At 68.2% G+C, this 12,178-nt stretch carries 8 protein-coding genes; 3 read left to right on the top strand and 5 right to left on the bottom strand.

Features of this window, described 5'->3' with window-relative positions:
• Positions 1-10: 10 nt before the first annotated feature.
• From AB0I77_RS14530 to AB0I77_RS14515, 4 genes are all read right to left on the bottom strand, one after another.
• Positions 11-1,828, bottom strand: a complete 1,818-nt coding sequence (locus tag AB0I77_RS14530; RefSeq protein ID WP_363282873.1) for an ABC transporter ATP-binding protein — start codon at positions 1,826-1,828, stop codon at positions 11-13.
• Positions 1,829-2,235: 407 nt separating this feature from the next.
• Entirely contained in the window at positions 2,236-3,144 is a 909-nt protein-coding gene (locus tag AB0I77_RS14525) for a M56 family metallopeptidase (RefSeq protein ID WP_363282872.1), read from the bottom strand.
• Positions 3,141-3,509: a BlaI/MecI/CopY family transcriptional regulator gene (locus AB0I77_RS14520; RefSeq protein WP_363282871.1), complete on the bottom strand. Its 369-nt coding sequence runs from the start codon at positions 3,507-3,509 to the stop codon at positions 3,141-3,143. The genes AB0I77_RS14525 and AB0I77_RS14520 overlap by 4 nt, the downstream gene beginning before the upstream one ends.
• Positions 3,510-3,653: 144 nt before the next feature.
• A complete protein-coding gene (locus AB0I77_RS14515) occupies positions 3,654-5,510 on the bottom strand; it encodes a PA domain-containing protein (protein ID WP_363282870.1) in 1,857 nt (618 codons plus the stop codon).
• A 474-nt stretch (positions 5,511-5,984) separates the two neighbouring features.
• Here AB0I77_RS14515 and AB0I77_RS14510 point away from each other — a divergent pair, with 474 nt between their 5' ends.
• Positions 5,985-8,957, top strand: coding sequence for a GH59 galactosidase (locus AB0I77_RS14510; RefSeq protein WP_363282869.1), 2,973 nt, complete (start codon positions 5,985-5,987; stop codon positions 8,955-8,957).
• A gap of 146 nt (positions 8,958-9,103) precedes the next feature.
• On the top strand, positions 9,104-10,105 hold the full coding sequence (locus tag AB0I77_RS14505; protein ID WP_363282986.1) for a glycoside hydrolase family 43 protein: 1,002 nt from the start codon (positions 9,104-9,106) through the stop codon (positions 10,103-10,105).
• 45 nt (positions 10,106-10,150) lie between these two features.
• Here AB0I77_RS14505 and AB0I77_RS14500 read toward each other — a convergent pair whose 3' ends face one another.
• Positions 10,151-10,984 (bottom strand): helix-turn-helix transcriptional regulator, encoded by an 834-nt coding sequence (locus tag AB0I77_RS14500; protein WP_363282868.1) that lies wholly within the window; start codon positions 10,982-10,984, stop codon positions 10,151-10,153.
• A 117-nt stretch (positions 10,985-11,101) separates the two neighbouring features.
• On the opposite strand from AB0I77_RS14500, the gene AB0I77_RS14495 reads away from it, so the two are divergent.
• Positions 11,102-12,172, top strand: coding sequence for an aldo/keto reductase (locus tag AB0I77_RS14495; RefSeq protein ID WP_363282985.1), 1,071 nt, complete (start codon positions 11,102-11,104; stop codon positions 12,170-12,172).
• The last annotated feature ends 6 nt before the right edge of the window (positions 12,173-12,178 follow it).

The following is a 12,178-nucleotide window of genomic DNA, read 5'->3' as shown; positions in this document are numbered from 1 at the left end:
GGGGTTCCGGTCACCGCCCGGCGACCTCGGCGTTCTCGCTGTCGTCGAGGAAGCCGCCCGACTGGTGCTGCCACAGCTTGGCGTAGGCGCCGTCCGATGCGAGCAGTTCCTGGTGGGTGCCCTGCTCGACGATCCGTCCGCGGTCGAGGACGACGAGTTGGTCCATGGTCGCGACCGTGCTCAGCCGGTGCGCCACCACGAGCGCCGTCCGCCCCTCCATGAGCCGCCACAGCGCCTCCTGGACGAGGATCTCGCTCTCGGAGTCCAGGGCGCTGGTGGCCTCGTCGAGCAGCAGGATCGGCGCGTCGCGCAGGATCGCCCGGGCGAGGGCGACCCGTTGGCGCTGTCCGCCGGACAGCTTGACGCCGCGTTCGCCCACCATGGTGTCGAAGCCGTCCGGCAGCGCGTCGGCGAACTCCGTGACGTGGGCCGCCTCGGCCGCGTCGCGGATCTCGGCGTCGGTGGCGTCCGGCCGGGCGAACGCGATGTTCTCCCGCAGTGTGCGGTGGAACATCGCCGGGTCCTGCGGCACGTAGGCGATCAGGCCGCGCAGGTCGGCCTGGCGCAGCCGGCTGATGTCCTGGCCCCCGATCAGGATCCGGCCGCCGTCGATGTCGGTCATCCGCAGCAGCAGCCGGCTGAGCGTGGTCTTGCCGCCGCCGGACCGGCCGACGAGCCCGATCTTCGTTCCGCTGGGCACCGTCAGGTCGAGGCCCTCGAAGAGCGGCTCGGCGCCCGCGTGGGCGAAGGTCACCTGCTCGAAGCGGACGTCGGCGGCGCCGGGCACCAGCGGCTCCGGCGCCTCAGGGTCGAGCACGGTCGGCGGCTTCAGCAGCAGTTCGGTGAACTGGGCGGCCTCCGTCATCGAGCTCTCCAGACGGCGGTAGATCTGGTTGAACTCGAACATGATCTGCGTAGCGTTGTTGTAGTAGGTGAAGGCGACGACGATCGCCTCCACGCCGAGCCTGCCCCCGCCGAGCGCGACCGCGAGCAGCAGGCCCAGCGCGTTGGTCAGCACGGACATCGGCGCGACCAGCGTGTCGATGCGCAGGTTGCCGTAGTCCCACGACCTCAGCGTGAGCCGCCGGGACTCCGCGACGCGTAAGCGGTGCTCGGCGGCCTCGCGTTCCTCGGCGGCGAACGCCTGGACCGTGTCCATGTTCATCAGGCTGTCGGCGACGTGCCCCGACACCCGGGCGATCGCCTCCTCGCGCTGATCGACGAGCGCCTGGCGGCGACGGATGAGGGGGGTCACGCACAGCGCCGTCAGCGCGATCATCGTCAGGAGCCCGACGACGAGCAGCGGTTCGTAGCGCCACAGCACCACCGAGCCGAACAGCAGCGGCGCGAGGCTGGCCACGACCTGGAACGTCAGCGTGTCGACGGCCTCCTCGAAGCGGCTGGCGAAGCTCAGGACGCGCTTGGTCAGCGCTCCGGCGAAGTTGTCGTGGAAGAACGCGGCGTCCTTGGCGAACAGTTCGTCCATGCCGATCACGTACAGGTGCTCGATGCCGAGGGCGGCAAGGCGGTTCAGGAAGTGCAGGCCGATGCGCCACAGCGTCTCCGCGAACAGCAGGACGCCGGCGAAGAGGAGGACGTAGGGCAGCGCCGAGCCGAGGGCGATACCGCCGTCGTCGGCGATGTGGCCGACGAGTTTCGCGACGACGAGCGGCGCGATGTAGTTGATGCCGGTGGTGCCCAGCGCCGGCAGCAGCATCGCGGGCACCGTCAGCCATCGGAGGCGGGACAACTCCCGTCCGTAGTAACGAAGCGCGAGGAGCACCGAGCCCTTGCTCCGCTCGACTACGCGCGATCCAGACGATCCCATCCCCACCCCGTGGTGTCATGCGGCGGCCCGCGACGTGCCTGTCCGGGAGGTATGGCAGTGTCCCGCGAGGGCGCTCGCGGAGTCCAAGCGTTTTTACCGGCCGCCGGCACCGGAACACGTGCAGCAGGTCGGAACCGGAGGTTTCCCGGCGATCGGCCGCGTCTGCGCCGTCGCCCTCGCCACCGCCACCGCCACTCCGGCGCCCTCGCCCACCGCGTCGCCCGGCAGACCGCCGACGGCACGCTGCGGCTGGGCACCCCGTCGGCGTGATCACCGCCCAGGCCCGTCCCCACACCGGACGGCGCGTACCCACGGTGCCGCCGCACCGCGCCGTCGGTCACGTCACCCGAGCCGAACTCCGCACAGGCCGACACCCGACCCGCTGCCGCCCGGCACCGGACGTCCTTTCAGAGCCCGCACGCCATCAGCAGGGGCAGCAGCGCCCCGGCGACGGTCGCGGCCACCCCGCCCAGCCACGCCGCCCGATGCGGCCGGGACGGCGGGGTGAGCACGCGGCGCAGCCGGATGAGGGCGCCAGGCCCGCCCGCGCCCAGGGCCGCCTGCGGTGCCGACGCCGTCGCCACCTCGCACATCGCGGTGGCGAGGACGTCCCGCGGATGGAGCCGCAGGGCGCGGTCGTCCGCGATCATCTCCACCAGCAGAGCCGTCTGCTCCTTGGCGTACCGAGCGAGCGGCAGGCCGGGGAAGGCGCGGGAGAACGCCTCCACCAGGACGTGGAGCAGATGGTGCCGGCCCTGGATATGCGCGCGCTCGTGTTCCAGGACGGCTCTCAGCTGCGCCTCGGACAGGACATCAAGGGCGCCCCGGGTGATGACGACACGGCGTCGACGGCCGGGCAGGCAGTAGACGGCCGGAACGGCGTACTCCACGACGGTGGCGCCCAGTTCGGGAACGAGTTCACCGACGAGGGCAAGCACATCGAGGTGTCGCCGCCGCGCCCGGCGAGCCCGCCCGGCGCAGTACAGCGACCAGCCGAAGGGCAACAGGACGATCAGCGCGGGAACGACGAACGCCAGGACGTCGACCGGACCGGGCGCGGACCCGCCCTCCGGGGCATGGCCGGTCAGCGCGCATCCGATGAGCAGGTCGACCAGGCCGTGGTGCACATGATGCTCGGCGTGGATCACGTGGTGTACCGAGAGCGCGGTGGTGACGACGAACGTCGCCATGAGCCCGTGCCAGACGAAGACCGCGAGGACCGGTGCACGATGAGGCCACCGCGCCCGCGACAGCAGGGACGGCGCCGTGACACCCACCAGGATCGCGTATCCGGCCAGCACCACGGCTGGGATCATGTCTCGCTCCGCCTCTTCACCGCTCGGAGCGCCGAGCGCAGGACGTTCGCCTCCTGAGGCGTCATCTGTTCCAGGAAACTGACCAGGGTTCCGGCCGGGTCCGGATTGCTGCCGAGCGCTTCCTGCATCAGCGTCGCCGTGTACTGCTGACGGGTGCAGGTGGGCGTGTACACCCAGGCCCGTCCCTCCTTGTGCCGCTTGAGCAGGCCCTTGCGGTACAGGATGTCGGCCACGGTCTTGACCGTGCTGTAGGCGATGGGCCGCTGTTTGTTGATGTCCGTCAGGACATCGCGCGCGGTGGCCGGCCGCCCCCAGGCCCACAGGCGGTACATGATCTCCGCTTCGAGCTCACCCAGCTGACGCACGACCGCCCCCTTCGCTCCCGGAACGGGACTTTATTCGAGTGGACGTTCATCGTAGTGCGGCTCCCACCAAGTTCCGGTGGGAGCCGCTCGGTACCAGGATGAGGGGTCAGGCCGTTCGCCTCACAGCATCACCGCCTCACCCCTTCACTGCCTCCCGGTGTACTTGAAGATGTAGAGCCCGTAGTCGCGGTCGGACGCGGCGACGTACTCCTGGCCCGCGGAGTTGAAGGTCTGCACGCCCCAGAAGTTGTTGCCGCCCTTGTCGATGTAGTGGCCCACCTCGACGAGCTTGTTGTTCTTGACCTTGGTGACCCGGAAGCCGCCCGCGTAGTAGGCGAAGTACCCGAGGTCCGGGCGGACCTGCGAGGTGGCGACCTCGTGGACCGACAGGTCGCCGAAGCCCGAGGCGTACGCCGGATCGTGCGCCTCCGGGATCGCGTACGTGTCGAGTTCGGTCATCTTGCCGCGCTCGTTGCGGTAGAGGTGCGCGTAGCCCCAGCCGTCGAAGTTCGAGGCGAACGTGAGCTGGTCGCCCTTGGTGCCGACGGGGACCGGCAGGGTCTGCGGGCCCGTGCCCGCGAGGCAGTCGGCTTCGCTGTAGGGCTGGTCGAAGATCGCGAAGCCCTGGCCGCGCGGCGCGACGCCGAAGGTGGGCAGGGTGCCCTCGACGGTCATGCCGGACTGCGCGTCGCAGGCGTCGGTGCCGGTGCGGTTGAAGACGAGGATCGCGTCGTAGCCGCCGGCGGCCTCGACGTTCGCGGCCTTCTCGTTGAAGGTGCACACGCCGCGTTCGACGACGGCGACGTCCACCGCGGCCGGGTCGCCGGCCGGCACTGCCGGGTCGGCGTCGCAGGCGCCCCCGACGTACACCGAGCCGCCGGTGACCGTGCGTCCCGGTTCGAGGGGGATGCCCTGCCCGGCGGTGATGTCGGTGCTGTCGGTGACGTTGCGGGCCGACAGCGCGTACGGGCTGAAGTCCTCATCGGCGCCGATGACATAGCGGTTGTCGAGGGTGAACTCGGCCTGGTGGCCGTTGCCTTCGGGGGCCACGGTGAGACCGCTCTCGGCCGCCTCGGGGTCGGGGTCGGCGAAGTCCGTGTCGCCGATGTACTTGATCTTCTTCGGGTCGGTCACGTCGAGCGTCACGTACCCGGCGTCCCAGTAGGAGGCGACCATGATCTGGCGGCCGTTGATCCGCTTGACGACCATGTCGTGCAGGAAGATCTCGCTGAGATTTGCCGGTGCCCCCTGGACGATCTGCGGGAAGGTCTCGTCGAGGTCGTACTCGGCCACGAGCGTGGCCTTCGCCGGGTCGGTGATGTCCATGATGTCGACGTCGGTGCCCTCTTCGTTGTCGACGAGGACGGCGTACGCCTTGTCGCCCGCGTCCCAGGCGAAGGCGCTGTGGATCTGGCGGGCCAGTTCGGTCGTCTCGTCGCCGAGGGTGAAGTCGCCGACGCCGTTGGCCAGGGTCTTGGGGTGGGTCGGGTCGGTGACGTCGTAGATGTTCATGCCGCCCACGCCGCCGTCACCGCAGATCTCGTTGTTGGTGACGAGGATGTCGCCGGTGAAGGCGGGCGTGCTGACGTGGATGGTCTGGATGCCTTCGCCCGGGGCGCTGCCCGTCTGCGGAATGAAGGCGGCCTTCTTCGGCTTGCCGGGGTTGCGGATGTCGACCACGTGCACGCCGGTGTTCTCGCAGCCCACTCCGCCCCAGGAAGCGAGGTAGGCGTATCCCTTGTAGACCCCGACGTCCGCGATCTTGCCCTCTACGGTGTCGAGTTGGAGCTTGCTGACGAGGCGGACGTCGTCGCTGCTCGCCGGCAGGTGTCCTTCGGTTCCCCCGTGCTGGTCGTGGTCGTGCGTGGCCTGGGCGTTGTCGATGGCGCCGTCCGTGGAGCCGACGCCGTCGTGTGCCTGGGCCACGCCGGTGATCCCGGCGGCCAGCAGCGACGCGACCACGACGAAGCCGGCGGCTGTCTGTCTGCCTTTGTTGCGCATTGTTCCATCCCCTGCCTGTGCGGACGTGTCCGCACGCGGATGACGAGGCGGTGCCCGGCCGATCGGACCGGGCACCGGGACCGTACTTCCCCCGCGACCGACGAGGAAGCCGTTTAACACGAACGTATTTAGCAGTTGGCGAGGACTGCGCGCCTCCCGAGGCCCTGTGACCCCCCAGGCTCAACGGCTTTGCAGGTTCCGCCCGTTGGGCGTCAGCCCGCCCACCTCACGAACGTGCGTGCAAGTGCGCGCAGTTGGACGTGAGTCCGTCACAGCGCCAGGCCCTTAGCGCCAAGCCCTTTAGCAGACAAGGAAGGGAGCCCGCTGCCGACTGGGGAACCCGGGCCGCCAACTCACAAGTGATGCAGAGGGATTGACGTAGAAAGCGCTTGCCACCTACGGTCCCCTGCGGACTTGCGAACAGTATTCGACATGTCGGACAACCTGGCGTCACCAAGAGGGAGTCGAAGCCGGATGGGCACGCAGAGAAGACCCGGATGGGCGTCGCTGGTCGCGGCCACCACCATGGCGCTGGCGGCAGGAGTGATCACCGCTCCCGCCGCCCACACCGCGGACGCCCCCGTGGAGGTCGTGGTCGACGGAGACGACGTTCGCGCCGACAACATGAACGGCCTCACCTACAAGGGCCTCGGCGTGCTCAGCTGCAACAGCACGAGCAATCTGCTGATGGACTACAAGGCGGAGCAGCCCGGCCGGTACTGGGAGCTCATCAAAGTGCTGTTCGGCGGAAGGAACCCGCTGATCAACCACGTCAAGGTCGAGATGGGATCGGACACGAACACGTCGACCGGATCCGATCCCGCCACCATGCGCACCGCGGACGAACTCGCCGACACGTCCCGTTCCCCGGGTTTCCAGTTGGCCGCGGACGCCAAGACGGTCAACCCGAAGCTCAAGGTCTCGATTCTCCGCTGGGTCATGCCCCAATGGGTCCAGAACGAATGGAACAAGGGCACGGGCTCCGACGAGATGTACAAGTGGTACAAGGAGACGATCCTCGACGCCTATGAGAAGTACGGGTACATGGTCGACTACGTCGACCCGGACACGAACGAGACGCGGAATCCGGACGAGGCCTTCATCAAGTGGTACAAGAACGCCATCCTGACCGACACGGACTTCGCGAATCCGCGCTACGACATCCCGGCGGACAAGCAGGAGAAGGCCAAGAAGGCCTACCGCGACATCAAGATCATCGCGTCCGACGAGAACAACACACACCACATCGGGCCCTCGATGCTCAGCGATGAGGAACTCTTCGGCATCGTCGACGCGGTGGGCTACCACTACAACACCGACGACCGGCTCGAGGGGGACGCCGGCAGCGACACATATCAGCCGTACACCAAGCTGGCGACCGGCAAGAACAAGTACAACCAGGACAAGGAAGTCTGGTACAGCGAAGGCACCGCCTCGTTCGGCCATACCGAGTACCGGGTCAACAACACCGAGGGCCCGAACGGAGCGAGCACCGGCATCGGCGGCGTACAAAGTGCCCTCGACCTCGCGAACCGCTCCGTCAAGAGCTACGCGAACTCGAAGAGGACGCACTACATCTTCCAGCCGGCGATCGGCTCCTTCTACGAAGGCGCGCAGTACAGCCACAAGGAGCTCGTCAGCGCGCGTGACCCGTGGTCGGGCTACCTCCACTACGACGCGGCCCTCTATGTGATGCAGCACTTCACCCAGTTCGCGAAGACCGGCTGGGAGAACGACACGAACACGGCGGGCATCTGGCGTACCGTGCCGGAGGCCAGTTACAGCGGCGTGAGCGGCACCGAGAACGTCGACGGCTCCAACGGGGCCGCGAGTTACCTGACGCTCGCGGATCCCCGTAAGAAGGACTTCTCGACGGTCGTCGTCAACGACAGCGACCAGCCCAGGACTTACCGCGTCAAGGCCGAGAACATGCGACTCGGCTCCGATCCGACCATGGAGATCTGGGAGACGCGCGGAGCCGACGCGGGGCAGGCCTACGACGCGAACTTCAAGCACCTCGCCGACCAGATCCGGCCCGGCAGCGACGGCTTCTACACCTACACGGTCGAGCCGCGATCGATCGTCACCCTGACGACGCTCGACAAGAGCCGCGACAAGGCGGCGAAGCAACGTCTGCCCAAGTCCTGGGACCGCACGGTGCTCGACACCGACGCCACCGGCAAGAAGCGCGACACCCGCGACGACGTCCTGTACGCCGACGACTTCGGGTACGAGGAGGAGGGCAGGGTCCAGGTCGGCACCGGCAACGGCGCGCACAAGGCGTCCCGGCCCTACCTGACGTCCCGTGGCGACCAGCCGCGCTACATGGTCGACCAGACCGGCGCCTGGGAGGTCGGGAAGGACGCGCGCGGCGACAACGTCCTGTACCAGTACATGGACCAGTCCATGAAGGACACCGGCGCCTGGAACCGGAACACGCCGAACACGACGGTCGGCGACTTCCGCTGGGAGAACTACGAGGCCACGGTCGACGTCTCCTTCCCGGACCCGGCCGGCGGACTCGCCTCGCTGGGCGTCCGCCAGCAGAAGGGCATGGCGATCAGCGACGCCGCCTACAACGTGCGCATCCGCCCGAACGGCGCCTGGACGTTCTACGAGTACGGCACCGCGATCAAGTCGGGAACGGTCGCGGCCTCCGACACCTACCGCCTCGCCATCGAGGCGAAGGGCGCGACGGTCACGGCCTTCATCGACGGGAAAGCCGTCTCCACGTACCAGGATCCGACTCCGCAGACCGAAGGCCGCGTCAAGCTCGGCAGCGACTTCTACAGGACGGCGTTCGACAACCTGAAGGTCGAGAAGATCGACGGGTACACGCCCTACGCCGGCGCCCAGATCGACAACATGGACGGCTCGGTCACCTACGACGGCGTCTGGAGCAGGAAGGCCGCATTCGGCGACGCGATGGACTGGTACCGGTCGACGTCGACGAGCACGGCTGCCGGCGCATCCTTCACCGTCCCGTTCACCGGCACGGGCATCGACATCATCGGCGGCAATGACGGCAGCGCCGTTCTCGACGTCCACGTCGACGGCAAGCCGGTCGCGGGGGGCGCGAAGACCGCCGCCGTCGACAAGCGCCTGGCGACGTACACGCTCCGCGGCCTGCCCGACGGCAGGCACACGGCGAAGTTCGTCCTCAAGTCCGGAAAGATCGTTCTCGACGCGTTCAACGCCATTCCCGGGGACGTGGACGGCCCCGTGGACACGGCCCCGATCCGGAGCGCCCTGAACGAGATCGGCACTCCGGCACAGGCCGACTACACGGCTGACTCATGGGCCCTGTTCGAGCCCGCGTTCTCGGCCGCGAAGGCTGCCGTCGCCGGGCAGAAGGGCCTCGACACCATCGGCGTCGAACAGATCACGAGGAGGCTCGACGAGGCGTACGCCGGGCTGGTGCGCGAGGAGACCGCCGCGGGGCGGTAGGCCCTCGGCGTCACGGCATCACCGCGTCACCGCGCCCGGAGGCCGTGTCGGACACACCCCGACACGGCCTCCGGACCTCTGCCGCACACCGGGATTCCGCCAACATCGCGTCGCCGTATTCTTCGACCGTGGCTGACACCGACTTGATGCGGCTTCCCGACATGCCGCTGCACGATCCGTTCATCGTCGCCGACGAGAAGACCCGCACCTACTACCTCTACACCTCCAACGACCCGTCCGTATCAGGCGTGGAGGGCACCGGCACGATGGTCTACCGCAGCCACGACCTGCGCGACTGGACGCGCCCGGCCGTGGTCTTCCTGACCGCCGAGCAACCGGGCATCTGGGCGACCGACGGCGGATGGGCCCCGGAGGTGCACGCATGGGGCGGCAAGTACTACCTGTTCACCACATTGCACAACCAGGACAAGCCGCTTCCCCTGCCCCCGCCCGGCAAATGGGGCACCCCGTTCCAGGTCCCGAACCACGTGCGCGGCACGATCACCGCCGTGTCCGACTCGCTGCTGGGTCCCTTCACCGTCGTCGACCCCGCACGCCCCACCCCGCCCGAGAGTCTCATGACCCTCGACGGCACCCTCTACGTCGACCCGTCCGGCCGGCCCTGGATGGTGTACGCACACGAGTGGCTTCAGACCATCGACGGAACCATGGAAGCGATCCCGCTGGCCGAGGATCTGACCCGGACGATCGGAGATCCGGTCTTCCTGTTCAAGGGCTCGGACGCGTCCTGGATCAACGAGCAGATCCCCAGCGGCGTACCGCACCAGCTCCCGCCCTACGTCACCGACGGCCCGCAGCTCCACCGCGCCCCTGACGGCTCCCTTCTCATGCTGTGGTCGACCTACGAGAAGAACACGGCGGGCCCGGACGGCACCATCAGCGGCGGCTACGTGCAGACCTACGCCGTCTCCAAGTCCGGTGACCTCACCGGGCCGTGGCACCAGCGCAGGCCCCTGGTCCGCGACGACAGCGGCCACGGCATGGTGTTCCACACCTTCGACGACCGGCTGATGATGATCCTCCACCGCCCCTTCGAGAACGCGCGGGGCAAGCTGTACGAGATGCGGCTCGAAGGCCACGAACTGCGGGTGGTGCGCCAGTGCACAGACCTCGACGGCGGCGGATGACGCGAAGGCTTCGTGTGTTCACTTCAGCCCCATGGCGGTTCGCCGTCACCGTGCGCGCAGCCGGTCCAATGCCGACTGGCTCTCCTCGTCCGCGGCGCGGCAGATCATCAACCGCTGGTCCATATCTTGAAGCGGCATGAGAACTTCGAAATGCACCGCGATCACACCGACGTCAGGATGCCGCATCGCCTTGTGTCCGCGGCCGTTTACCCTGACGTCTCGCTCGGCCCACAATCGCGCGAAATCCTCGTCACGAGTGGTGAACTCGGCGATAAGTTCGGTCAACGCCCGATCCTCGGGATGCGCGGCCCACGCGGCGCGCAGGTGGGCGATTCCCTCCCGCACGACGCGTTCGCGGTCGACATAGAACTCGCGTATCTCCGGATGCATCAGGCACAGCCACATCGAATTGCGCTGCGCCGGCGGCAGGGTGTCGAAATCCAGTAGCAGCCTCGCCATTTCGCCGTTCCAGGCCAGGATGTCGTAGCGGTGGTTCATCAGCATGGCCGGCAGCGGCGACAGGTCGGTGACCAGCCGGGCCAGCGGCGGCGCCGCAACGGTGGCGGGCCGGTCGGCGTCGCGGGGGCGATGCCGGGTCAGGTCGAAGAGGTAGGCGCGTTCGTCGGGGGCCAGCCGCAGCGCCCGGGCCAGCGCCTCCACCACGTCCGCCGAGGGCCGCAGCCCGCGGGCCTGTTCCAGCCGCACGATGTAGTCGACGCTGACCCCGGCCCGTTCGGCGACCTCTTCGCGGCGCAATCCGGGGGTCCGCCGGGACTGCCGACGCGACGGCAGGCCGAAATCACGCGGGTCCAGGCGCTCGCGTCGGGTCCGTAAGAAAGCAGCCAGCTCCTGTGTCGGGTCCACGGTGCGGGTCGTCATGCCCGCTCCAACAGCCAGGGTAGGACTGGTGTTCCCAGGAACTTCTTTCCCTTACCCCCCGCTCGCGGTGGTCACAGGCTTGGTCTCGACGACGGATCACAAGCACAGGAGGACATGATGTCGCTCACCCTCGACAGCTACCGGCTGCTGGGCCGCTCCGGGCTGCGGGTCTCACCGCTGGCGCTGGGCGCGGCGACCTTCGGCACCGAGTGGGGCTGGGGCGCCGAGCAGGACGAGGCGCGCAAGCTGTTCGACCTCTACGTCGAGCACGGCGGCAACTTCATCGACACCGCCAGCACCTACACCGATGGCAGCTCCGAGCGTCTGCTGGGCGAATTCACCCGCGACCACCGCGAAAGCCTGGTGCTGGCAACGAAATACACGACGCTGCGCCGGCCCGGCGACCCGAATTCCGGTGGCCCGCACCGCAAGAGCCTGTTCGCGTCGGTGGAAGCCAGTTTGCGGCAGCTGAACACGGACTACATCGATCTGCTCTATCTGCACGTGTGGGATTTCACGACACCGGCCGAGGAGATCCTGCGCGGCATGGACGATCTGGTCCGGCAGGGCAAGGTCCTGTACGTGGCGATCTCCAACGCCCCGGCCTGGCAGGTGTCGCGCATGCAGACGATCGCCGACCTGCGCGGCTGGTCGCCGCTGGTCGCGCTGGAGATCGAGTACAACCTGATCGAGCGTACCGGGGAACGTGACCTGATCCCCATGGCACATGAGATGGGGTTGGGTGTGATCCCGTATTCACCGCTGGCCGGCGGGGTGCTCACCGGCAAGTACAGCCGCGACGACCTGACCGCGAGGAACGTCGCATCCGACGAAGGCGACGGCACCCGCAAGAGCTTCAACTTCGCCTTGGGCACGCTCACCGAACGCAACCTCGCCATTGCCGACGTCGTGAAGGAGGTCGCCACGGAGCTGGGTCGCACACCCGCCCAGGTCGCTCTGGCCTGGACCCTGCGGAACCCGGGCGTGACGGCACCGATCATCGGCGCCCGCACCCCCGCGCAGCTGGAGGACAATCTGGGCGCCCTGGAGGTCGACTTCACCGCCTCCCAACTGGCCCGCCTCGACGAGGCCAGTGCGATCGGACTCGGCTTCCCGCACGACATGCTCGCCAGCGATCACATCCGCAAGGTGACCGCGGGTGACCTGAAGATCGAAAGCCGCCGCTGATACCCA

It is taken from the genome of Streptomyces sp. NPDC050619 (assembly GCF_040654815.1).
Classification (GTDB): domain Bacteria; phylum Actinomycetota; class Actinomycetes; order Streptomycetales; family Streptomycetaceae; genus Streptomyces.
This window is presented reverse-complemented; position numbering and strand designations above follow the sequence as displayed.